Below are 22,170 nucleotides of genomic sequence, written 5' to 3'. Positions count from 1 at the left end.
GGCGCCCTGCCGGCGCGGCTGCTTCAGCTGAGCGGCCGAGTCCGGCGCTCAGACTCGGCCGATGCCCGGCTCGCCCGCTTCCGCTCTCGATTCCCGATCGCGCGCGCTCGCGATGCTCGCGCTGATCGTCGCGGGCGAAACCATGTTCGTGCTGCCGTTCGTGATCGTGCGCGTGTTCCGCACGACGTTTCTCGACGTCTTCGGGCTCAGCAACCTGCAGCTCGGCAGCGCGTTCTCGGTCTACGGTGCGGTGGCGATGGTCTCGTACTTCCTCGGCGGACCGCTGGCCGACCGCATCGCGCCGCGCCGGCTCATCGCCATCGCGCTCGCCATCACCGCGCTCGGCGGCGGGGTGTTCGCGAGCGTTCCTGCGATCGGCGTGCTCCGGCTGCTTTACGCGTTCTGGGGCGTCAGTTCGATTCTGCTGTTCTGGGCGGCGCTGATCCGTGCCGCGCGCGAGTGGGGCGGCGACGATACGCAGGGGCGGGCCTACGGCCTGCTCGACGGCGGACGTGGATTGCTCGCGGCGGTGCTGGCGTCGCTCGCGGTAAGCCTGTTCGCCTCGCTGCTGCCGGCCGACGTGCAGAGCGCCACGCTCGCACAGCGCCGCGCGGCGCTCGCGCAGGTGATCTCGGCCGGTGCCGTTCTCACGATGCTCGCCGCGGCGTTCGCCTGGTTCGCGCTGCCGCGCGGCACGGTCGAGGCGAATCGAGAACCGCGGACGACTTTCGGCGCTGTGCGCGCCGCGGCGAGACTGCCGGGCGTCTGGCTGCAGGCGGTCGTCATCGTCTGCGCCTACTTCGCCTACAAGGCCACCGACAACTTCGGGCTCTACGCATACGAGGTGCTCGGCTACGACGATGTCGCCGCCGCACGCCTCGGCAGCCTGGCCTTCTGGATGCGGCCGCTCGCCGCGCTCGGAGCGGGCCTGCTCGCCGATCGCGTGCAGGGCTCGCGCCTGCTGGCCGCAGGCTTCGCGCTGCTGATGGCGGGCGCGCTCGCGCTGGCGAGCGCCGCACCGTCGCTGATGCGGTTGCCGGCCATGTTCGTCACCACCGTCGCCGTCACGAGTCTCGCCATCTATGCGCTGCGCGCGATCTATCACGCGGTCATGAACGAGGCTCGCGTGCCGCTGGCGGTCACCGGCAGCGCCGTCGGCCTGGTTTCGGTGATCGGCTATTTGCCCGATGTCTTCGCCGGGCCGCTGATCGGCTGGCTGCTCGACCGCCATCCGGGCGCGCTGGGCCATCGCCAGGTGTTCCTCGTCGTGGCGGCTCTGGCGCTCGTCGGTTTGCTGGCCACGCTTGCGTTTCGCAAAGCCACGCGAGCCCCGCGCGATCCGACTTAGAATCGCACATGGACCTCGCCCCTTACGCAGCGCTCGAAATCCACACGCGCGGCCGGCGCCATGCCGAGCCCGGGCCGAACAATCGCAGCGCCTACATGCGCGATCGCGATCGCATCATCCATTCGGCCGCGTTCCGCCGGCTCGAATACAAGACGCAGGTGTTCGTGAACCACGAGGGCGATCTGTTTCGCACGCGGCTCACGCATTCGCTCGAAGTGGCCCAGCTCGCGCGCACGATGGCGCGCAGCCTGCGGCTCAACGAAGATCTCTGCGAGGCGATCTCGCTCGCGCACGATCTCGGCCATACGCCGTTCGGTCACGCCGGGCAGGATGCGCTCAACGAAGTCACCAGGCCCTACGGCGGTTTCGAGCACAACGCGCAATCGCTGCGCGTGGTCGACGAGCTCGAAGACAAGTACGCGAGCTTTCGCGGGCTCAACCTGAGCTTCGAAACGCGCGAAGGCATTCTCAAGCACTGCTCGCTCGCACGCGCCCGCAAGCTCGGCGACGTCGGCCGGCGCTTCATCGAACGCGGCCAGCCGAGCCTCGAAGCGCAGCTCGCGAACCTCGCCGACGAAATCGCCTACAACAACCACGACATCGACGATGGCCTGCGCGCGGGCCTGCTGACGGTTCCGCAATTGCGCGAAGTGCCGCTGTTCCGCCGCCATCACGACATGGTGCTGCAGGCCTACGGCCCGCTGCCGCCCAAGCAGGAGCGTCACGAAACCATCCGCCGCATCATGAGCACCTTCGTCGAAGACCTGACCTCGACGAGCGCCGGGCGCATCGCCGACTCGGGCGTGCAGCACATCGACGAAGTGCGCGCGCAGCAGGCGCCGCTGATGAGCTACAGCGAGGCGATGCGCGCCGAGATCGTCGAACTCAAGCGCTTCCTGCATGCGCAGCTGTATCGGCATCACCAGGTCTATCGCGTCATGAACAAGGCGCAGCGCGTGGTGCGCGACCTGTTCGCGGCCCTGTTCGAAGACCTGCGCCTGATGCCGCCCGAATTCGCCATCGCCGCCGCCAGCATCGAAGCCGAAGACGGCGCGGAAGGCCGCGCGCGCGTGGTCGCCGATTACATCGCCGGCATGACCGACCGCTACGCGCTCGACGAGCACGAACGCCTGTTCGATCCGCGGCGCTTGCGCTGACGCCAGCCCGTCGTTGCGACGAAGCGCGGGCATACCCCCTGTCCTGGGGGTCGTTTCATCGCCAGCCCGGACCTAGCCTGCCGCGACTCGAAGTCGAGTTCACGCTCCAGGGGAGACCACGATGAAACGCAAACAATGGAATGCGCGGGCCGCTCGCTCGCTGATGCTGTCTTCGGCCGCTGCGCTCACGCTGCTGCTCGGCGCCTGCGGTAACGACGATGGTGATGACGGCGATGGTGGCGGCGACACGCCCGGCGGTGGCAGCGTCTCGCTCGGCAATGCCGATCTGAGCTCGCCGCAGGCGGTGCAGGCGCAGGTCGGGACGCTCGGCCAGTTGCTCACCACCATCAGCACGCTCGATGCGGTCGCCACGCCGGTGCCGACGGCTGCCGCGCGCAGCATCGCCAAGGCCGGCGAAGCCTGTCCCGACGGCGGCGAATTCCAGGATGTCGCCGAAGCCAGCAAGAACGTCGGCTCGCCGTTCACCAACCAGGCGATGCCGGTGTCCGGCACGCGGGCGGTGAACTGCACCTACGCGAACCGCCAGAGCCAGGGCGGACAGAACATCGAGTACAGCGTGAAGCTCAATGGCCTGTCGGAAGCCGGCGGCATCGAGGATGCGGGTTCGGTGCTCTACGCCAGGGTCGGCGAAGGCGCCAATGCGCCGTTCGAGTACGAGTTCGACGTGAAGACCAGCGGCAGCGCGGGCGGGCAGAACTTCAGCAGCCAGACCGAGCTCGATTTCGACGTCGGCTACCGGCTCGACTCCAAGTCGACCAATTCGGGCAGCGACAGCCGTTTCTCGCTGCTGCTCGACGGCGACTACGAAACCTCGGCCAGCTCGGGCGGACAGGGCGGTTCGGCCAGCGGCGATTTCACCAGCTTCATCGGCACCAGCGAGGCGCCGTTCAAGATCGTCAGCGCGAGCGACGGCGTGCGGATCGAAGGCCGGTACGGCTTCGGCATCTCGCCGGTGCCGGCTGGCGCCAATTGCACGAGCGCGAGCCTCGCCGTGGAAACCACGCAGCCGCTGGTGCCCGACACCAGCGGCAACGGCAGTCCGTACGGCGCCGGCATCATCAAGCTCAGCAGCGGCTCGACCTCGGCGACCGTTCAGTTCAACAACGACGGCACCGTGACGTTGACGCCGCAGGGCGGTTCGGCGACCACCATCTCGTATGCCGAAGCGGTGGCCGCGGCCGCGCCTTGCGCAGGCTTCGCGTTCGCCGGCATCGCCTTCCTCGGCGCGCTGTAGACGGCGCCATCGAACGGGCTCCGCGACGAGCCCGTTCGATGTTCCGCGTGGCGAGCGCGGTGGTCTAAGCTCGTGGCCGTACCTCGCAACGGACGCTCTCCATGCCGCGCATCACGCCGCTCAACTATCTCGACTTCGCCGTGCGCTGGTTCGGTCGCAGGGCCGAGGAACTCGGCAACGTCGAGCGGCGCGCGCTCGCGCGGGCGTCGAAGGGCCAGGCGCTCACCGAAGACCCCAATCGCAAGCTCGACGAGCAGACCAGCTTGGGTGGACGGCTGGCCGATCGAGTCGCCGAGATCGGCGGCTCGTGGACCTTCGTGAGTTGCTTCGGCGCGTTCCTGCTGGCCTGGGCCGCGCTCAACACCGAGATTCTCGGCAAGACCGCGTTCGATCCGTATCCCTACGTCTTTTTGAACCTGGTGCTGTCGATGCTCGCCGCGATCCAGGCGCCGATCATCATGATGAGCCAGAACCGGCAGTCGTCGAAGGATCGGCAAATGGCCTCGTACGATTACGAGGTGAATCTCAAAGCCGAGATCGAGATCATGGCCCTGCACGAGAAGATCGATGCGCTGCGCGCCGAGCAGCTCATGACGGTGATCGCGCAGCAGCAGTCGCAGATCGAAATGCTCTCGCGCCTGCTCGAACGCTCGGAGGCGCGCCAGGACGGCGGTGCGAGGGGCTTGGTCCCTTAACTCGCACTACGGCGCTTCGCCTCGATCGCGAGGAGGAAATCCGATCGGTCGCGCGGCGAGATCATGAGCGTTTTTCCACGACCGTAATCGATGCGAAGCCGGTCGAGCGACAGCGCCGGGCTGGATGACGGATTGGACGTGGGCGTGATCGCCTCGATCTGCGCATAGCGGATACGCCAGCAGAAAGGGCCGCTGCGCACGACCAGCTGGCGAGCCTCCAGCGTGTAGCGCGTCGACAGCAGTAGCCAGGCCGGCAGGCCGCTGCCGATCGCGATGCTCACGGCAGCCATCGCGAGCGGCGTCGCCGACATCGAAGCCGAAGACAGCATCGCGTAGGCGGCGCCCAGCGAACCGGCGATCGCCAGGCACAGCGCCGCGACGAGCCAGGCATCGGCCTTCGATCGATAAACCCGGGCGCCGATTTTTTCCATTCGATGATCTCCATTTGATGATCTCGAGTCGAAGATGTGGACCCCTCAGGGCCGGAACCAGTCTTCGATCCGCAGCCCTTCGGTATTCGCGAGCGGATGCGGCAGCCGGCTCACCAGCGCCATGTCCTGGGACGCGGCGATGGCGGCCTGTTCGCCGTCGAGGCGGCTCCAGCGCCGGCCGGCGCGGTCCCAGCGCCCGGCCTGGCGGGCGAGCCACAGCGCGGCTTCGCGGTCGATCGGCAATACCGGCGGGCCGCAGGCTAGCAGCTCGGCCGTGAAGGCGCTCAGTTGCTGACGGCGATGGCCTTCGGGCAGGCCGTCGAGCCCGCGCAGCCAGGTGATCAGCGCGGGCGCCGCGATCGCACAGAGCGACTGGCGCTGCTGGAACAGGGTGAAGAGGCGCCGGTTGCCGTCGGGCCGTGTCAGCTCGGCCAGCACCGGCAGGTCCAGCAGGTAGAGCTTGGCCACGGCGGCTCAGAGCTCCGCCCAGCGATCGAGCTCGGACGCGATCACGCCCTCGAAGCCGGCCGGCAGCCGGCTGCGCCAGGCCTGCGCCCAGCCCGCGAAGTCGGCCGCGGCGGCCGAGGACTTGAGCCGCTCGTACTCCACCTCGGACAGCAGCACCGCCACCGCCTTGCCGCGGCGGGTGACCTGCACGGGTTTGCCCTCCTCGGCCTCGTAGAGCAGTTCGGTGAGGCTGTCCCTGGCCTGGGCGATCGAGACGGATTTCATGGGCTTGCGGAGCGCCTGCGGGACATGGCTATTTAGATGGCTATCTTAAATCGGGCTAAGGCGCTGATTCAACGGAGAACTGCTTCGGGAAACAGGCATTGCCGTGCTCGAAATTTGCTTGCGCCTTAACGGGCCATTAGCGTTGCGCTCCCCTCATGCCGGTACGGCATAGGGTATTCGCGGAATTTCACGGGGGCGGCTGCTGAAAAAGACAGCATCGGCCGCGCCCAGCCAGGAGTCTTCAATGTCCCAGCGCCCTGAATCGCCTCTCGAAGGCCACGCCGCCCACGGTCTCTACCGTCCCGAGTTCGAGAAGGACTCCTGCGGTTTCGGCCTGATCGCGCACATGGACGATCAGCCGAGCCACAAGCTGATTCAGACCGCGGTCACGGCGCTCGATCGCATGACCCACCGTGGTGCGGTCGCCGCCGACGGCAAGACCGGCGACGGCTGCGGCCTGCTCATGAAGAAGCCCGATGCCTTCCTGCGCCGCGAGGCCGAAAAGCTCGGCATCGCGCTCGGTGACAACTACGCGGTCGGCAACATCTTCTTCTCCAACGACGACAAGCGCCGCGGCCGCGCCAAGCAGGTCATCAAGGAGAGCGTCGAGCATCACGGTCTCAAGCTGCTCGGTTTTCGCGTGGTGCCGACCGACGCCAGCGCGCTCGGCGAGGAAGCGCTCAAGACCGTGCCGCACGTCGAGCAGGCCTATATCGCGCCGCCCAAGGACTGCCACAAGTTCAGCTTCGAGCTGAAGCTGTTCAAGGCCCGCCGCCGCGCCGAGAAGCTGCTCGAGGCCGAGGGCGACGACGATTTCTACGTCACCGCGCTGTCCTGCCGCGTGCTCGTCTACAAGGGCTTGGTGATGCCGGAGCTGCTGCCGCAGTTCTACCCGGACCTCGCCGATCCGACGCTCGAATCGTCGATGTGCGTGTTCCACCAGCGCTTCTCGACCAACACGCTGCCCAAGTGGCGCCTGTGCCATCCGTTCCGCTACCTCGCGCACAACGGCGAGATCAACACGATCTCGGGCAACCGCATGTGGGCCAAGGCGCGCGCCAAGAAATTCCAGTGCGCCGATCTTCCCGACATCGAGGAGATCTCCCCGCTGGTGACGATGAAGGGCAGCGACAGCCAGAGCATGGACAACATGCTCGAAGTGCTGCTCGCCGGCGGCATGGACGTGTTCCAGGCCATGCGCGCGCTGATTCCGCCGGCCTGGCAGAACATCGACGATCTCGACCCCGACGTGCGCGCGTTCTACGAGTACAACTCGGTGAACATGGAGTCGTGGGACGGCCCGGCGGGCGTGGTCATCATGGATGGCCGCTACGCCGCCTGCGCGCTCGATCGCAACGGCCTGCGTCCGGCGCGCTACGTGATCACCAGTGACCGCCACATCGTGCTCGCCTCCGAAATCGGCGTGAACGATTTCCGCGCCCAGGACGTGGTCGAGAAGGGCCGCCTGCGTCCGGGCGAAATCCTCGCCGTCGACACCGAGACCGGCTCGCTGCTGCGTCCCGACGACATCGACAAGATGCTGGCCTCGCGCAAGCCGTACAAGCAGTGGCTCAAGTCGAACATGAAGCGGCTCGAAGCCAGCCTCACGGACGACCCCAACTCGCTCGACGTGATGCCGCCGGACACGGTCGCCATCTATCACAAGATGTTCCAGCTCACGTTCGAAGAGCGTGACCAGGTGCTGCGCGTGCTCGCCGAAGCCGGTCAGGAAGCGGTCGGCTCGATGGGCGACGACACGCCGTTCGCGGTGCTCAGCCAGCAGGCGCGCAGCGTCTACGACTACTTCCGCCAGATGTTCGCGCAGGTCACCAACCCGCCGATCGACCCGCTGCGCGAGCAGATCGTGATGTCGCTCGAGTGCCACCTGGGCGCCGAGATCAGCATGTTCGACGAAACGCCGGAGCGCGCCGCGCGCCTGCTGATCGATTCGCCGGTGCTGTCCGAGGCCAAGTTCAAGGCGCTGCTCGCGATCGGCAACGACGATCCCAAGTACAAGCACCAGATCATCGACCTCAACTACGAGCCGAGCGTCGGCCTGAAGGCGGCGATCGAGCACGTCTGCGAAGAAGCGATCTCGGCCGTGCGCAACGGCAAGGTCGTGATCGTGCTGTCCGACCGCGCGATCGAGCGCGGCAAGCTGCCGATCCACGCGCTGCTCGCGGTCGGCGCGGTCAACAGTGCGCTGGTCGAATCCGGCATGCGCCTGGACTGCAACATCGTCGTCGAGACCGCCACCGCGCGCGATCCGCATCACTTCGCCTGCCTCGTCGGCTACGGCGCGAGCGTGATCTACCCGTATCTCGCCTACGCCTCGCTCTATGAGATGGCGCGCAGCGGCCAGGTCAAGAACAAGGCGCCCGAAACGATGGCGCAGAGCTATCGCAAGGGCATCAACAAGGGGCTCTACAAGATCATCTCGAAGATGGGCATCAGCACCATCTCCTCGTATCGCGGCGCGCAGCTGTTCGAAGCCGTGGGCCTGCACGACGAAGTGACCGAGATGTGCTTCAACGCCACGGTCTCGCGCATCCAGGGAGCCAAGTTCGAAGACCTGCAGGACGAGCAGGAGGCCGTCGCCGAGACCGCCTGGAGCGCCCGCAAGCCGATCGAGCAGGGCGGCCTCTACAAGTACGTGCACGGCGGCGAATACCACGCCTACAACCCCGACGTCGTCACCATGCTCCAGCGCGCGGTGAAGTCGGGCAAGTACGAGGACTATCAGCTCTATTCGGAGGTCGTGAACACGCGTCCGGCCTCGATGATCCGCGACCTGTTCGTGTTCAAGGACGCACAGCCGATTCCGATCGATGAGGTCGAATCGATCGAGGCCATCCTCAAGCGCTTCGACTCGGCCGGCATGTCGCTCGGTGCGCTGTCGCCCGAGGCGCACGAATCGCTCGCGATCGCCATGAACCGCCTCGGCGGACGCAGCAACTCCGGCGAAGGCGGCGAAGACCCCGCGCGCTACGGCACCGAGAAGATGTCGAAGATCAAGCAGGTCGCCTCGGGCCGCTTCGGCGTCACGCCGGCTTATCTGGTCAACGCCGAAGTGCTGCAGATCAAGGTCGCGCAGGGCGCCAAGCCCGGCGAAGGCGGCCAGCTGCCCGGCGACAAGGTCAACGACCAGATCGCCTCGCTGCGCTACTCGCGCCCGGGCGTCGCGCTGATCAGCCCGCCGCCGCACCACGACATCTACTCGATCGAAGACCTCGCGCAGCTGATCTTCGACCTCAAGCAGGTGAACCCGCAGGCGCTGGTGTCGGTGAAGCTCGTTTCGGGCCCCGGCGTCGGCACGATCGCGGCCGGCGTCGCCAAGGCGTACGCGGACCTCATCACCATCTCGGGTTACGACGGCGGCACCGGCGCGTCGCCGCTGACGTCCGTGAAGTACGCGGGCACGCCGTGGGAGCTGGGTCTTTCCGAGACGCACCAGACGCTGCGCATGAACAACCTGCGCGACAAGGTTCGCGTGCAGACCGACGGTGGCCTCAAGACCGGCCTCGACGTCATCAAGGCCGCGATTCTTGGTGCCGAGAGCTTCGGCTTCGGCACTGCGCCGATGGTCGCGCTGGGCTGCAAGTTCCTGCGCATCTGCCACTTGAACAACTGCGCCACCGGCGTCGCCACGCAGAACGCGGTGCTGCGCCAGAACTACTTCATCGGCCTGCCCGAAATGGTCATGAACTACTTCCGGTTCGTGGCCCAGGAGACGCGCGAGCTGATGGCCTCGCTCGGCATTCGCACGATCAAGGAGCTGATCGGCCGCACCGACCTGCTGCAGATCGCCGAAGGCACCACCGGCAAGGCCAAGAACCTCGACCTGTCGCCGATTCTCGACTCGGCCGGCATGACCCTGCCGAGCGCGCAGTACTGCATGTTCAACAACGAGCCGTTCGACAAGGGCGAACTCGCCGAAGCGATGCTGGCCGACTGCCTGCCCGCGATCGAGCACAAGACCGGCGGCATCTTCCACTACACGGTCAACAACCGGCATCGCAGCATCGGTGCGCGCCTGTCGGGCGAGATCGCGCGTCGCTGGGGCAACCTCGGCATGAGCGATCGTCCGATCACGATCAAGCTCAAGGGCGCCGCGGGCCAGTCGCTCGGCGTCTGGAACGCGGGCGGCCTGCATCTGGAGATCGAAGGCGACGCCAACGACTACGTCGGCAAGGGCATGGCCGGCGGCCGCATCGTGGTGAAGCCGCCGAAGAGCGCGCGCTACGAATCGCGCGATGCCGCGATCATCGGCAATACCTGCCTGTACGGCGCGACCGGCGGCACGCTGTACGCGGCAGGCATGGCGGGCGAGCGCTTCGCGGTGCGCAACTCGGGCGCGCACGCGGTCGTCGAAGGCGTGGGCGACCACGGCTGCGAATACATGACCGGCGGCGTCGTCGTGGTGCTCGGCCACACCGGCGTGAACTTCGGCGCGGGCATGACCGGTGGCTTTGCGTACGTGCTCGACGAGAAGCGCAACTTCGTCGATCGCTACAACCACGAGCTGATCGACATTCATCGCGTCGTTTCCGAATCGATGGAGGCGCACGAGAACTACCTGCGCAAGATCATCGCCGACTACGCCAAGGTCACCGGCTCGGTGTGGGCCCAGCAGATCATCAGCGACTGGGCCGATTACGTCGGCAAGTTCTGGCTCGTGAAGCCCAAGGCCGCCGAGATCGGCACGCTGATCGATTCGGTGCGGGCAGCGGCTTGACGCCGAGAGACGTTACACGGGAGACGGGAGACGCAACCGCGTCGTCGTCGTTCATTGCAGTGAATTTTGAGATAGCAAGGAGGTAGGGCAAGGAAACGGCGCGGGAACTTTACGTCTCCCGTCTCTCGTCTCCCGTCTCCCAGCAACATGGGCCACAAAAACGCCAACCAGTTCCTCGACGTCCCGCGCCAAGATCCCAAGAAGGCGCCGGTCGAAGTGCGTGTGCACGACTTCCGCGAGATCTACGGCCAGTTCCCCGAGAACCAGGCCAAGTCGCAGGCGGGCCGCTGCCTGTCCTGCGGCAACCCGTACTGCGAGTGGAAGTGCCCGGTGCACAACTACATTCCGAACTGGCTCAAGCTGGTGGAGGAAGGCAACCTGTTCGCCGCCGCCGAGCTGAGCCACCGCACCAACTCGCTGCCCGAAGTCTGCGGTCGCGTCTGCCCGCAGGATCGCCTGTGCGAAGGCGCCTGCACGCTGGCTGACGGCTTCGGCGCGGTGACCATCGGCAACATCGAAAAGTACATCTCCGACGAGGCCTTCAAGAAGGGCTGGCGCCCGGACATGAGCAAGGTCAAGTGGACCAAGAAGCGCGTCGCCATCATCGGCTCGGGCCCGGCCGGTTTGGGCTGCGCCGACGTGCTCGTGCGCAACGGAGTGAAGCCGGTGGTGTTCGACAAGTACGCGCAGATCGGCGGCCTGCTGACCTACGGCATTCCGGCGTTCAAGCTCGAGAAGGAAGTGATCGCGCAGCGCCGCGAGATTCTCGAAGGCATGGGCGTGGAATTCCGCCTCAACACCGAGATCGGCGTCGACATCGAGTTCGAAACCCTGCTCGCCGAATACGACGCGGTGTTCCTCGGCATGGGCACCTACAACTACATGAAGGGCGGCTTCCCGGGCGAGGACCTGCCCGGCGTGTTCGAAGCGCTGCCGTTTCTGATCGCCAACATCAACCGCGTGATCCACACGCCGACCGAAGCCGACCTGGCCTTCGACGTGAAGGATCAGCGCGTCGTCGTGCTCGGCGGCGGCGACACCGCGATGGACTGCAATCGCACCAGCATCCGCCAGGGCGCCGAAAGCGTGATCTGCGCGTATCGCCGCGACGAAGCCAACATGCCGGGTTCGCGCCGCGAAGTCGCCAACGCCAAGGAAGAAGGCGTGGAGTTCCTGTGGAATCGCCAGCCGGTCGAGATCGTCGGCAACGGCAAGGTGGAGGGCATCAAGCTCGTCACCACCAAGCTCGGCGCGCCCGACGCCAAGGGCCGTCGCAAGCCCGAAGTGATCGAAGGCTCCGAAGAGATCGTGCCTTGCGATCGCGTCGTCATCGCCTTCGGCTTCCGCCCGAGCCCGTCGTCGTGGTTCGAGCAGCACACGATCGCCACGCACGAAGATGGCCGCGTGAAGGTTCACGGCGCCGGCCTCGCCAAGTTCCAGCCGGGCCTGCCGAAGGGCCAGTACAAGTTCCAGACCGAGAACGCGAAGGTGTTCGCGGGCGGCGACATGGTGCGCGGCTCCGACCTCGTCGTGACCGCAGTCTATGAAGGACGTGAGGCGGCTGAAGGGATCCTGGACTATCTGGGAGTGTGAGGCCGCGCCCCTGTCGGCGGCTCCGATCTCGTGGTCACGGCCGTCTACGAAGGCCGTGAAGCGGCCGTGGGCATCCTCGACTATCCGGGCGTTTGATCGATGTTCGATCGACGTCCGATCTCGTCACTGCATGCGAAAAGGCCGGCTTGGAGCCGGCCTTGTCGTTTTTCGCTTCAACTCCCCGAAGCCTCGCGCTTGGCCAGCGCCACCCATTCGCGATGCACGGTGTTGTAGTGCTTTCCGGCGACCAGGCTCTCGTCGACGATGCGCTGGAACAGCTCGCGCGCCCGTGCCTGGTCTCCACGCTTCTGCAGCAGCAATGCGAGCCGGCACGTCGGCTCGGGGCCCGGAAAATAGCGGCGCAGCGCGTCGTATTCGTGAATCGCCGCGTCGATGCGCCCGAGTTCTTCCTGCGTGCGCGCATGGAGCAGATGGCCTTCGGGTGAGCGGAAGTCCGGGTTCTTCTGCTTGAAGGTATCGAGCGATTGTTCTGCGGCCTCGAATTTGCCGAGTGCGAACTGGGCCTTGGCGATGCCGAGCAACAGCAGCGGATCGCTCGCGTTGATGCCCTTCAGATAGCGCGCGTAGAGCGCTTCGGCTTCCTCATAGCGCTGCTTTTCCATGTACTGCGCGGCGAGCGTCATCGCGTTCTGCACGGTGTCGGCGACCGCGAGCTGCTGCGTGGCCCGGCGCAGATCGCCATCGGGATTCACCGACTTCGAAATGCCGCGCTTGAGCCTGTGTGCGCCGCGGCTGCTGGTCCATTCGGGCAGCAGCTCGACGATCAGGTACGCGAGCGTGCCGACGAGCGGGAAGAACAGCAGGATGAAGATCCAGCTCATGTTGCGCCCGGTCTTGAGCACGTGCACGACGAGTCCGACCTGGATGATCAGCGAGAGGATGAAAAACGGCATCGATGTCCTGGCGGTTTCGAACGAAGGTCCAAGGATAGTGGGCTGAGCGCATGGACATTTTACCAATCGGTTGACAATTGATCGCCGAGGGCAGATATTCAACCTCATGGTTGAACATGATCTCTCCAGCGGCAGCCCCGATCTCGACGCCGTGTTCGGCGCGATCGCCGATCCGACGCGGCGCTCCATGCTCATGAGTCTCGCGAGCCGACCGCTCAGCGTCGGCGAGCTCGCGGCTCCGTTCGACATCACGCTTGCGGCGGCATCCAAGCACATCAAGGTGCTTGAACGCGCCGGGCTGATCCAGCGCGAGGTGCAGGGGCGCACGCATCGGTGCCGGATCCAGGCCGCGCCCTTGCACGCAGGGCTCGAATGGATGCGCCATTACGAGCGCTTCTGGAGCCAGAGGCTCGATGCGCTCGAAGCGCTGCTGGTCGCCGAAAGCACGTCGGCGAAGCCGACGCGCGGAAAAGCCAGGTCGGCCTCCAGACCCACGAAAAAAAGAACGTCCAGATGAGCGACCCGGAGCGAACCCTCATGAATCTTTACGGCACCGCCACAGCAGCCGACACCGTCCGCATCGAGCGCCTGCTGCCCGCCACGATCGAGCGCGTATGGGAGTACTTGACCGATCCGGGGAAGCGCCGGCTCTGGCTCGCCTCGGGCCCGATGCAGCTCAGCGCAAACGGCGATGTGGAACTGATCTTCCGCAACTCCGAACTCACTCGGGATGACGATCCGGCACCGGCGAAGTACGCACGCGAAGCCGGCGAGGTGCGCACCGTCGGGCGTATCGTCGAATTCGAACCCCCGCGTCTGCTTGCGTTCACCTGGGGGGGAACCGGTGACGATGCTTCGCAGGTGCGCTTCGAACTTTCCGCTCGCGGCGAGCGCACGCATCTGCGCGTGACTCACTGTCGCCTATCGACGCGTGAGGCGATGCTCAGCGTTGCCGGCGGCTGGCACACCCATCTGGACATCCTCGTCGCACGCCTCGATGGGCGCGAGCCCGACGGCTTCTGGCGTACGCATACGCGCCTCGAAGCCGAATACGACAAGCTCATTCCGGCGCGCTGAGCTCGCACTGTCGACGGGCCGGCAGGCTCGCAGCGAATCGTTCGCACCTGGCGCCGGCACGAGCACGGCTAGAGATAGCGCGTCCACATCACCGCCGCCTCGCCGGTGGCCGAGGTCGGCGTGCAATTGCCGGTGCAGGGCAGTACATCGGGCGTGTAGGTGCTCGGCAGCGCCGTCAGATCGAGCGTGGTGCTGCCGCCCACCGCATTGCTGTTGCCGCTCAAGGTCGCTTGCCCGGCCGCGGCGATATAACCGTAGACCGTGGTGCTGCCGCCGCTGTTGAACAGATTGCCCGCGACGATGGTGCCGTAGGTTCTGGTGCTCGCCCCGAGCGTGATGTTACCGCCCGAAAACACGCCATCGCGGAAAGCGCCCGACAGGAACGCGATGTTGCCGAGGCTGTCCTGCGTGAGCGCGGCTGTCGCGGTGTTGCAGAAGTTGGTCGGCACCAGCCCGGCGAAGAACGCGGTCTGTACGACGCCATCGCTCGGGGAGTTCGCGCAGACCGGTCCGTAGCCGGCGTTGTTCGGCGACTTGGTGACGTGCTGGCCGCTCGTCACGATGTGGCCCGTGGCGATGAAGCTGTTGAAGTAGATGCCGGTCGATACCTCGAGATCGCCGTCGAACCAGTACGCCCCGGGCGCCAGGCTGATGCCCGCGATCGTCCATTTGCCGGGCCCCGCGCTCGTGTAGGTAAAGCAGGCGTTCTGCGTCGAGTAGCCTTCGCAGATCGTCTTCTGCGTGCTGCCGCCCAAAGAGCAGGTTTTGCTTGCCGAATTGAACGACGCGATGGGGCACAGGAAATCCTTGCGCACACCGTCGCTGACGAGCGCATAGCTGCCGGTGACGATGCCGACGACATTGCGCACGCTCACGAGCGTGTAGCCTGCGGGCTGATACTCGAACACATAGTTCGCCGCGCCCTTGAGCGAGAAGGCATCGACCACCGGACGTGACAGCTCGTAGGGCTGCAGGGCCGCGATCGGGGTCAGCGTCACGGTGGTGACGTTCGGCGGCAGGAAGCCCGCGAGCAGGGTCACGAGCACGTTGGCGTTCCACTGCTGCAGCTTGGTCAGCGTACCGCCGATGGTGCCGGCGACGGCCGCGTACTGGTCGACCTGCAGGTTGCCCTTGCCCTGCAGCAGCCCGATGCCGCCGTAGCTGCGCACATAGGTGTTGCCCATCGTGCGCACGCTGGTCGCGCCGCCGCCGGTCAGGTTGACGTCGCCGAGCGCCGAGATCGCCCCGCCCGCGGCCGCGTAGATCACCGAGCCGTTCGCATTGATCGCGATCGCGCCGGTTCCGGTGCTCGACCAGTTCACCGAGCCCATGGTGTTGGTGGTCTTGATCGTGCCGCCGACGACGCCGACGTTGCCGATCGCGTTTGCCGTGTTGACCAGGCCGTTGCTCACGCTGAGCGTGGCGTTGGTGTTGAGCACGCCGTGACTGCCGCCGCTGCTCGCGACGATCGCGCCCATCGCGTTGACGCCGTTCGCCACGCCGTTGCTGATCGTCACGCTGCCGTCGCTGTTGATGACGCCCTGCGTGCCGCTACTGTTGTCGATGACGTTGCCGAGCGCGGAGACCGACAGGATCGCAGACGAGCCTGTCAGCGTGACGTTGCCATTGACGTAGATCTGATTGACCTTGATGCCGCTGCCGATCACCGCGTTGCCGGTCGCATGGATCGCGTTGACGCCGGTGATCGAGGCATTGTCGAGCTTCACGTTGCCCATGACGTTGAAGTTGGCGTTGTTGTCGCCCTTGATGGTGATGCCGCCGCTCATGTCGAGGTCGTAGTAGAAATCGGCGACGTCGATGGCCGGCCCCTGATGGCCGTTGCTGCCGGCGACGGCTCGCGTGACCTCGTAGACGGCGCGCAGCGTGGTCGTCGCACCGGCGCCAGCCCCGGTGATGTCGGCGGTGACGACGTAGCGGCCTGCGCCGTCGGGCCCGCTCACCGACACCAGTTGTGCGGACAGCGTCGCCGCATCGATGCCGCTCATCGGCACGGCCCAGGGCAGCGCGCTCCACGGTGGGCTCGCCATGTTCTCGGCGCGCAGATACTGACGCAGCAGCTCGACGCCGGACCAGCTGCGCATCTGCGCGAGCGTGGCCGCGTGCATCGTCAGCGTCTTGTCCTGCGCGCCGCGCACGCCGTGCGCGACCCCGAGCGCGGTCGCGGTGAGCGCGAGCCCCACCAGCAGCACGAGCAGGATCGTCGCGAGGCCGCGTTGGGGAAGTGGAGGTCGAGAATAAATGCGGCTTTTCATGTCGATGGCGCCTTCACGTTCGGCAGGCAGACGCTGCTCTTCCAGGCCGAAGCGTCGTCCCAGAGCGTCAGCTTGATCGCCTGCGAATTCGCTCCGGCCTGGCCGAACGGCCAGCAGCTCGATCGCTCGGCGCGCAGCGTCGCGCCGCTCGCGCTGACGCCGCCCGGTGGAATCAGCTCGCTCGCGGTCTGCCAGTTCAGCGTGCTCCATTGCGTCGCCGCGCCGCAGGCCGAACGCAGCAGCTTCAAGCCGCCGTTGCTCGCGAGCAGCGCGCTGCATTCAATGCTCGCGAGTGTCGGATTCGCGGCCCAGACGATCGCGTTGCCGCTGGCCTGCGTGCTCGCGGTGAGGGGCCGCACGCTGCCGCCCAGATGGCCGCTCGCGTCGAGCGTCGCATCGGCGAGCACGATCAGATCGGTATTCGCGGCGGCCGGAGTCGCCAGCGTGCCGATGCCGAAGCCGGCGCCCTGCAACTCCATCTGCGCGCCGAGCGTGCCGGCGGCCAGATGGCCGTCCTGGTTCGCGCGCTGCCCGCTTTCGACAGAGCGCACGACCAGCGTGCGATACAGCGACAGCGCCGACAGCGCGGCGAGCGTCGAGATCAGCAGGCCGGTCATGATGCCGATCAGGCTGAAGCCGCGCTGGTGGCGAAGCGCGGCCTCACCCATCGCCGACCACCAGCGTGCCCGCGCCCCCAAACAGGGTGCGCGAGGTCACCGACAGCCGAACGCGCGCAGGCGATGTGATCGACACGCTGCCGAGCGTGACGCCGGTCGGCGTGGTGCAGGTCGCGGTCACCGCCAAGTCGATCGGAGCGAGGTTCGCATCGGCCGGGCGAATGCGGATCGCCGGCGGCGAGGCGCCCTGGCACCAGGCGCTGGTGTCTGCGGTTTCCTGCAGCAGGTTGCGCAGCTGCGTGATCGCCATCGCCTGCGTGCGCGACTGGCTCTGGCTCAGCGCGATGCGCGTCGCGGTGAAGACCGCGCCGAGCACGAGCACGGCCGACAGCAAGACGCCGACGAGCGCTTCGAGCAGCGCATCGCCGCGTTGCGCGCGATCAGTAGAGCGTGACCGAGGCATGTTGATTCGCCGAGCTGATCAGCAGGCTCGTCGAGCTCGCGCAGGCGGTTCCGCCGCTGCTCGCGGCGACGCTGGCCGCGCGATTGCTGAAGGCCAGGCAGCGCAGGCTCGCATCGCCGCTGAACACGCTCGTATTCGCCGGCAGCGTCGCGCTCCAGAGCGCGCCGCTGCTCGCGCAGGCGGCCGCGCTTTGCGGGCTGCGCGTAGCCGCGAACAGTCGCAGCCGGCCGCCGTCGAGACAGAGCATCGCCGCAGCCGCGTTCCCCGAAACGCCGCCCGGATTGCGCAAGGCCACCGCCTTGGCGCGCGACACGCCCTGGGCGAGCAGGCCCTGGGTGTCGCGCACGCGGGTGCTCGCGACCCAGCCTTGCGTGAGCGGAAAGCCCGACACCAGCAGCCAGCCCGAGATCGCGATCGCGAGCATCGATTCGATCAGTGAGACGCCACGCTGGCGCCGCAGAGCGTTCATGGCGGACTACCAGGCGCTGACCGCGCCGGACGGGCTCGTCAGCTGGCGCGTGTTGCCGCTGTCGAGCGTGATCGCATAGCCGCTGACGCCATTGCCGGTCCCGGTGGCCTTGAGCGAGTAGGCCGAGGCGCTCGCCGATTGAATCTGGAACGAGAAGTCGGTGGCCTGCGCGGGTGCCCAGCCCGGCAGCGTGGTCTGCGTCTGCGCGGTGCCCGCAGTGGCCGACGGATACGTCAGCTGTTGCTGATAGTAGTTTTCGAGATTGAGGCTCAGTGCGATCAGATCGTTCTGCGCCGCCCGCAGCTTGCTGCGCGCGATGTAGCCACTGTAGGCGGGCAGCGCGAGCAGGGTCAGGATGGCGACGATCAGCATCGAGGCGATCAGCTCGATCAGCGTGAAGCCGCGCGAAGCGGCGGTGCGGCGGCAAAGGCAAGACGATTCCATGACCACTCCGGCGCGCGCCGGTGGAGGGAGTGAATAAAACCGGTATCGGCCTGACGCGGACGAACTTGAGAGGATTTTTTCTACTGGTCGGCGCCAGAGGCTGCGCCGATGCCGCACCCGCGGCTGCGCCCGCCAAGCGGCGTAGGCTACGATTCGCGCCCGCTTCGATTAGGAGATCGCCTCATGTCCGCTCTGCTGCTGTCCTTGAACGAGGCCCGCGTGCTCGCGTCCCTGGTCGAAAAATCGCTGACCACGCCGCAGTACTACCCGATGACGGTCAACGGCGTGATGCTCGCCAGCAACCAGAAGAATTCGCGCAGCCCGGTGATGTCGCTCAGCGAGGGCGATGCCGGCGCCGCGCTCAACCAGCTCGAAGCCCAGCGCCTGGTCAAGCGCGATGAAACCAGCGGCCGCGCGGTGAAATGGCGGCACCAGTTCCAGCATCAGCTGCTGCTCAAGACCGGCGGCGTCGCGGTGCTCGCCACGCTGATGCTGCGCGGCCCGCAGACGCTCGCCGAAATTCGAGCCAACGCGAGCGGGCTCAACGGGCCTGCCGACATCGACGGCGTGCAGGCCGTGCTCGACGATCTGGCCGATCGCGCGAGCCCGCTGGTCAAGCAGCTGCCGCGCGGGGCGGGCCAGTCGACCGTGCGCTACGCGCACCTGCTGTGCGGCGAGGACGCGATTCCGGCCGTGGTCGAATCGGCCGGCTCGTCCTCTTCGGGCGGCGGCGGCAATGCCGCGCTGGTCGCGCAACTGCTGGAGCGCATCGAAGCCCTCGAATCCCGCGTCGCCGAGCTCGAGCGCGCGCTGAGCTGAGCGCAAGGGCCCGGTACGGGCCTGAACCGTAGGTCAGTTTTCCCGTCGGCTTATGCGCCGGCGCGCACTATCCTGCTGCCTTCGATAGAGAGCGGCGCACGGAGCCGCCTCACGACGAACGCTTGGGGAGGCTTCATGTTCGGTGCGATGCAGCGGGTGTTGGCGGTGGCGGTCCTGGGAGCTCTGGCGTTGTCGGGCTGCGGCAAATCGCCGTCGTCGCCCGGCAACGGCGGAGATGGCGGAGGCGATCCGCCGCCCGGCCCGAACGGCCGCGTGTTCGTCATCAAGCCGAACGCCGAGGCCACCACCGACATGATCGCGGCGATGGTGCAGGCGCTGCCGGGCGACGTCATCGAGTTCGAATGCGGCTACTTCGAACTGAGCTCCGCGCTGCAGCTGACCAACACCGAGGACGTGCTCGTGCGCGGCTGCGGCCGCGACAAGACCGTGCTGTCGTTCAAGACCAGCACGACGCCCGAAGGCATCCTCGCGGTCAACGTGCATGGGCTCACCGTGCAGGATCTCACCGTGCTCGACACCGGCGGCAACGGCATCGAGCTGCGCAGCGTCGACCATGGCACCGTGCAGCGCGTGCGCGCGATCTGGTCGTCCGGCGGCGGACGCGAGAGCCCCACGCCGATCACCGCGAGCAACTACACCGAGAAGCTGCACGTGGCCTGTACCGATCCGGCGACGCAGGATCCGAGCGCGCCCGAGAATTTTCTCGGCGATACCACTTCGCCCGACTACACCGTGAGCAAGCTCTCGGGCCGCTACGGCGTGTATCCGGTGGCGTCGGAGAACATCCTGATCGACGACGCCGAATCGATCGGCGCGTCCGACGCCGGCATCTACGTGGGCCAGACCAACACCGCGATCATCCGTAACAGCCGCGCGGCCTACAACGTGTTCGGCTTCGAGATCGAGAACGTGCGCGGCGGCGAATACGCGAACAACGTCGCCGAGTGCAACACCGGCGGCTTTCTGATCTACGACCTCGACAACCTGCGCCAGTACGGCGAGCGCTCGCGCATGTACGGCAATCTCGCGCGGCTCAACAACACCTACAACTTCACCTCGGGCGGCATCGTCGGCAACGTGCCGTCGGGCAGCGGCATGATCACGCTGGCTTACGACGAAATCGAAATCTTCGACAACGAATTCCGCGACAACAACACCGCCGGCATCATCCACACGAGCTACGAGATCTTCCCGGTCGGCGCGGGCCGGCCGGCCGAGCATCGCATCGACTGGTACACCGAAGGCCTGCACATCCACGGCAATACCTTCGTCAACAACGGCAACCGCCTGCCGCTGCCGACGACGAAGAACCTTGCTTCGGGCGACGTCGCCAAGTTCCTGCCCGCGATCGTCGGGCTCAAGAACCAGACCGCCTGCCTGTTGCCGAAGAATCTCGCGAGCTGCCTGTCGACCGGCCTGCTCAACATTCGCGGCGCGCACATCATCTGGGACGGCCTGCAGGACAGCTATCACGCCGACTGCGCGTATCCGAAGGAAGCCAACGGCGAGGACGTGCCGAAGGACGAACGCGGCAAGCCGCTCTACGACAACGAAGTGCCCGATCCGAGCTGCCAGTACAACGCCTACAAGTTCGACACCGCCGCAGAAGGCAAGCCGCGCATCAAGCCCGACTGGTGGTTCTCGTGCATCGATGCGGACAACGAGTTTTCCAGCGACAGCCTCAAGTTCTCGAATTTCCACGGCACCAAGGGGCTCGAGCTCATCGTCAGCAGCAATCTCGATCCGGCCGCGCTGCTGCGGTTCCCTTCCGACTTCGACATGAGCCCGCACGATTGCACCGCGGCTTACGGCAAGACGCTCGCGCCGTTGCCGCCGGTGGTGATTCCACCGTTCGTGCGCAGCGGCGACTACGATCCGGCGCCGGCCGCCGAGCTCGTCGAGAAGCTCTGCAACGCCAGCGTCGACAGCGGCAAGGTCAACTTCGACGCCGCGCGCGTGGACTGCCCGACGCTCGATCAATATCACCTGTTCGACGATGCGCAGGATCCGACCAGCACGCCGCGCGGCGGCGGCGTTCCGTATTCGCTCAACAGCAAGCTGTTCTCCGACTACGCGGTGAAATATCGCGTGGCGTATTTGCCGCCCGGAGCGAAAGCCGTTTACCGCGATGCGGGCACCGACGGCGTCAATGCCACGCTGGTGTTCCCGACCGGCACCATCATCGCCAAGACCTTCTCGTTCGCCGACGAAGCCAATGGCAAGGAAACGCCGATCGAAACGCGCCTGCTGATCAAGCGCGTGAACTCGAAGAACGTCGCGCGCTGGGATGGCCTGCCGTACATCTGGGAGACCGATGCGGCCACCGGCAAGCGCGTCGCCAAACTTTCGCTGGGTGGCGGCCACGCGAGCGTTTCATGGGATCACACCGACGTCGATTCGGGCGTGCGCCATCAGGGCTCGACCGCGAACTATCTGATTCCGCATGGCAACCAGTGCCTGAGCTGCCATTCGAACGAGGAGGGCGAAGCCGGCGCCGCGCCGATCGGACCGAAGGTGCGCTTCATGAATCGCCCCTACGCGCCCGAAAGCAAACTCGTCACCGGCCAGAGCCGTCACGAAGTCGCCGGGCAGAACCAGATCGCGTACTGGTGCAGCCACGGCCTGGTCGCCGGCTGCCCGAGCGATCTGGGCGTCGACATGCGCCAGATCGCGGCCAAGCTCGAACGCATTCCGGCGTTCAACAAGCCCGGCGACGCGGGCTTCGCGCCGAACTCGGCCGAAGACATCGAAGCGCGCGCACGCGCCTGGCTCGAAGTGAATTGCCAGCATTGCCACAACGTGCGCGGCTTCGCGGCGAGCACCGGCTTTTATCTCGACTCGTTCCGCCCGGTCGACATCAGCTACGGCATCTGCAAGCGCCCGACCGCGACGGGCCAGGAAGGCAACGGCGGCCGCACCTACGACATCCACCCGGGCAACGTCGCCGACTCGATCCTCGCGTTCCGCATCGGGCCGAACGCAACCGTTCCGGCCGCGCGCATGCCGCCGATCGCGCGCAGCGTCGTCGACACCGAAGGCAGCGCGCTGATCGAGCAGTGGATCGTGAACGTCGTCAAGGCCGACGAGGCGAAATATCCGGGCTCGACGAGCTGCGTGCAGTAGGCCG

The 22,170-nt window shown here is 66.6% G+C and carries 19 protein-coding genes; 10 read left to right on the top strand and 9 right to left on the bottom strand.

Annotated features, from left to right (window positions below; all coding sequences use genetic code 11):
• Positions 1-61: 61 nt before the first annotated feature.
• The 4 genes from WQQ_RS07980 to WQQ_RS07965 all read left to right on the top strand — a co-directional run bounded on the left by WQQ_RS07980 (position 62) and on the right by WQQ_RS07965 (position 4,455).
• Positions 62-1,348 (top strand): MFS transporter, encoded by a 1,287-nt coding sequence (locus WQQ_RS07980; RefSeq protein ID WP_007184632.1) that lies wholly within the window; start codon positions 62-64, stop codon positions 1,346-1,348.
• 8 nt (positions 1,349-1,356) lie between these two features.
• The gene (locus tag WQQ_RS07975; protein WP_007184631.1) at positions 1,357-2,505 is read left to right on the top strand and encodes a deoxyguanosinetriphosphate triphosphohydrolase; all 1,149 of its coding nucleotides are present in this window, start codon (positions 1,357-1,359) and stop codon (positions 2,503-2,505) included.
• A 121-nt stretch (positions 2,506-2,626) separates the two neighbouring features.
• Entirely contained in the window at positions 2,627-3,760 is a 1,134-nt protein-coding gene (locus WQQ_RS07970) for a hypothetical protein (RefSeq protein ID WP_007184630.1), read from the top strand.
• A gap of 101 nt (positions 3,761-3,861) precedes the next feature.
• The gene (locus tag WQQ_RS07965; RefSeq protein ID WP_007184629.1) at positions 3,862-4,455 is read left to right on the top strand and encodes a DUF1003 domain-containing protein; all 594 of its coding nucleotides are present in this window, start codon (positions 3,862-3,864) and stop codon (positions 4,453-4,455) included.
• Here WQQ_RS07965 and WQQ_RS07960 read toward each other — a convergent pair.
• The 3 genes from WQQ_RS07960 to WQQ_RS07950 are packed head-to-tail and all read right to left on the bottom strand — an operon-like array spanning position 4,452 to position 5,618.
• A complete protein-coding gene (locus WQQ_RS07960; RefSeq protein ID WP_007184628.1) occupies positions 4,452-4,886 on the bottom strand; it encodes a PH domain-containing protein in 435 nt (144 codons plus the stop codon). The two genes, WQQ_RS07965 and WQQ_RS07960, sit on opposite strands and share 4 nt — an antisense overlap.
• Before the next feature lie 45 nt (positions 4,887-4,931).
• Positions 4,932-5,354 carry a PIN domain-containing protein gene (locus WQQ_RS07955; RefSeq protein WP_007184627.1) on the bottom strand — a complete coding sequence of 141 codons (423 nt, stop codon included), beginning with the start codon at positions 5,352-5,354 and terminating at the stop codon, positions 4,932-4,934.
• Between the two features lie 6 nt (positions 5,355-5,360).
• On the bottom strand, positions 5,361-5,618 hold the full coding sequence (locus tag WQQ_RS07950; protein ID WP_007184626.1) for a type II toxin-antitoxin system Phd/YefM family antitoxin: 258 nt from the start codon (positions 5,616-5,618) through the stop codon (positions 5,361-5,363).
• A gap of 244 nt (positions 5,619-5,862) precedes the next feature.
• Here WQQ_RS07950 and gltB point away from each other — a divergent pair, with 244 nt between their 5' ends.
• Both gltB and WQQ_RS07940 read left to right on the top strand, forming a co-directional pair.
• A complete protein-coding gene (gene gltB, locus WQQ_RS07945; protein WP_007184625.1) occupies positions 5,863-10,353 on the top strand; it encodes a glutamate synthase large subunit in 4,491 nt (1,496 codons plus the stop codon).
• Positions 10,354-10,500: 147 nt separating this feature from the next.
• On the top strand, positions 10,501-11,946 hold the full coding sequence (locus WQQ_RS07940; RefSeq protein WP_040453204.1) for an FAD-dependent oxidoreductase: 1,446 nt from the start codon (positions 10,501-10,503) through the stop codon (positions 11,944-11,946).
• 173 nt (positions 11,947-12,119) lie between these two features.
• On the opposite strand, the gene WQQ_RS07935 is transcribed toward WQQ_RS07940, so the two are convergent.
• Positions 12,120-12,860: a tetratricopeptide repeat protein gene (locus tag WQQ_RS07935; protein WP_007184622.1), complete on the bottom strand. Its 741-nt coding sequence runs from the start codon at positions 12,858-12,860 to the stop codon at positions 12,120-12,122.
• A gap of 106 nt (positions 12,861-12,966) precedes the next feature.
• Between WQQ_RS07935 and WQQ_RS07930 the strand changes: the two genes are divergently transcribed.
• Both WQQ_RS07930 and WQQ_RS07925 read left to right on the top strand, forming a co-directional pair.
• Entirely contained in the window at positions 12,967-13,377 is a 411-nt protein-coding gene (locus tag WQQ_RS07930) for an ArsR/SmtB family transcription factor (protein WP_007184621.1), read from the top strand.
• Positions 13,378-13,397: 20 nt separating this feature from the next.
• Positions 13,398-13,937 carry an SRPBCC family protein gene (locus WQQ_RS07925; RefSeq protein ID WP_157534549.1) on the top strand — a complete coding sequence of 180 codons (540 nt, stop codon included), beginning with the start codon at positions 13,398-13,400 and terminating at the stop codon, positions 13,935-13,937.
• A gap of 68 nt (positions 13,938-14,005) precedes the next feature.
• Here the strand turns inward: WQQ_RS07925 and WQQ_RS07920 are convergent, their stop codons facing one another.
• Genes WQQ_RS07920 through WQQ_RS07900 form a run of 5 tightly spaced genes read right to left on the bottom strand, consistent with a single transcriptional unit; the run spans position 14,006 to position 18,203 of the window.
• Complete coding sequence (locus WQQ_RS07920; protein ID WP_007184619.1) at positions 14,006-16,210, bottom strand: hypothetical protein; 2,205 nt, start codon at positions 16,208-16,210, stop codon at positions 14,006-14,008.
• The gene (locus WQQ_RS07915; protein WP_007184618.1) at positions 16,207-16,878 is read right to left on the bottom strand and encodes a PilW family protein; all 672 of its coding nucleotides are present in this window, start codon (positions 16,876-16,878) and stop codon (positions 16,207-16,209) included. The genes WQQ_RS07920 and WQQ_RS07915 overlap by 4 nt, the downstream gene beginning before the upstream one ends.
• Positions 16,871-17,290, bottom strand: a complete 420-nt coding sequence (locus WQQ_RS07910; protein WP_007184617.1) for a type IV pilus modification PilV family protein — start codon at positions 17,288-17,290, stop codon at positions 16,871-16,873. The genes WQQ_RS07915 and WQQ_RS07910 overlap by 8 nt, the downstream gene beginning before the upstream one ends.
• Positions 17,268-17,759, bottom strand: a complete 492-nt coding sequence (locus WQQ_RS07905; RefSeq protein WP_007184616.1) for a pilus assembly FimT family protein — start codon at positions 17,757-17,759, stop codon at positions 17,268-17,270. The genes WQQ_RS07910 and WQQ_RS07905 overlap by 23 nt, the downstream gene beginning before the upstream one ends.
• 6 nt (positions 17,760-17,765) lie before the next feature.
• Positions 17,766-18,203, bottom strand: coding sequence for a type IV pilin protein (locus WQQ_RS07900; protein ID WP_007184615.1), 438 nt, complete (start codon positions 18,201-18,203; stop codon positions 17,766-17,768).
• Positions 18,204-18,386: 183 nt separating this feature from the next.
• Between WQQ_RS07900 and WQQ_RS07895 the strand changes: the two genes are divergently transcribed.
• Entirely contained in the window at positions 18,387-19,022 is a 636-nt protein-coding gene (locus WQQ_RS07895; protein WP_007184614.1) for a YceH family protein, read from the top strand.
• A gap of 135 nt (positions 19,023-19,157) precedes the next feature.
• Positions 19,158-22,166 carry a parallel beta-helix domain-containing protein gene (locus tag WQQ_RS07890; protein ID WP_007184613.1) on the top strand — a complete coding sequence of 1,003 codons (3,009 nt, stop codon included), beginning with the start codon at positions 19,158-19,160 and terminating at the stop codon, positions 22,164-22,166.
• Positions 22,167-22,170 lie beyond the last annotated feature (4 nt).

Source organism: Hydrocarboniphaga effusa AP103, from assembly GCF_000271305.1.
Lineage (GTDB): Bacteria > Pseudomonadota > Gammaproteobacteria > Nevskiales > Nevskiaceae > Hydrocarboniphaga > Hydrocarboniphaga effusa.
Note: the sequence above shows the minus strand (reverse complement) of the source record. Positions and strands in the feature narration are given on the sequence as shown.

Bases quoted from the DNA above. Each gene is read 5' to 3' on its own strand.
- WQQ_RS07915 (WP_007184618.1), bottom strand. From the start codon at position 16,878: ATGGGTGAGGCCGCGCTTCGCCACCAGCGCGGCTTCAGCCTGATCGGC.
- WQQ_RS07930 (WP_007184621.1), top strand. From the start codon at position 12,967: ATGGTTGAACATGATCTCTCCAGCGGCAGCCCCGATCTCGACGCCGTG.
- WQQ_RS07925 (WP_157534549.1), top strand. From the start codon at position 13,398: ATGAATCTTTACGGCACCGCCACAGCAGCCGACACCGTCCGCATCGAG.
- gltB (WP_007184625.1), top strand. From the start codon at position 5,863: ATGTCCCAGCGCCCTGAATCGCCTCTCGAAGGCCACGCCGCCCACGGT.
- WQQ_RS07895 (WP_007184614.1), top strand. From the start codon at position 18,387: ATGTCCGCTCTGCTGCTGTCCTTGAACGAGGCCCGCGTGCTCGCGTCC.
- WQQ_RS07980 (WP_007184632.1), top strand. From the start codon at position 62: ATGCCCGGCTCGCCCGCTTCCGCTCTCGATTCCCGATCGCGCGCGCTC.
- WQQ_RS07965 (WP_007184629.1), top strand. From the start codon at position 3,862: ATGCCGCGCATCACGCCGCTCAACTATCTCGACTTCGCCGTGCGCTGG.
- WQQ_RS07890 (WP_007184613.1), top strand. From the start codon at position 19,158: ATGTTCGGTGCGATGCAGCGGGTGTTGGCGGTGGCGGTCCTGGGAGCT.
- WQQ_RS07960 (WP_007184628.1), bottom strand. From the start codon at position 4,886: ATGGAAAAAATCGGCGCCCGGGTTTATCGATCGAAGGCCGATGCCTGG.
- WQQ_RS07970 (WP_007184630.1), top strand. From the start codon at position 2,627: ATGAAACGCAAACAATGGAATGCGCGGGCCGCTCGCTCGCTGATGCTG.
- WQQ_RS07910 (WP_007184617.1), bottom strand. From the start codon at position 17,290: ATGCCTCGGTCACGCTCTACTGATCGCGCGCAACGCGGCGATGCGCTG.
- WQQ_RS07905 (WP_007184616.1), bottom strand. From the start codon at position 17,759: ATGAACGCTCTGCGGCGCCAGCGTGGCGTCTCACTGATCGAATCGATG.
- WQQ_RS07975 (WP_007184631.1), top strand. From the start codon at position 1,357: ATGGACCTCGCCCCTTACGCAGCGCTCGAAATCCACACGCGCGGCCGG.
- WQQ_RS07935 (WP_007184622.1), bottom strand. From the start codon at position 12,860: ATGCCGTTTTTCATCCTCTCGCTGATCATCCAGGTCGGACTCGTCGTG.
- WQQ_RS07920 (WP_007184619.1), bottom strand. From the start codon at position 16,210: ATGAAAAGCCGCATTTATTCTCGACCTCCACTTCCCCAACGCGGCCTC.
- WQQ_RS07950 (WP_007184626.1), bottom strand. From the start codon at position 5,618: ATGAAATCCGTCTCGATCGCCCAGGCCAGGGACAGCCTCACCGAACTG.
- WQQ_RS07900 (WP_007184615.1), bottom strand. From the start codon at position 18,203: ATGGAATCGTCTTGCCTTTGCCGCCGCACCGCCGCTTCGCGCGGCTTC.
- WQQ_RS07940 (WP_040453204.1), top strand. From the start codon at position 10,501: ATGGGCCACAAAAACGCCAACCAGTTCCTCGACGTCCCGCGCCAAGAT.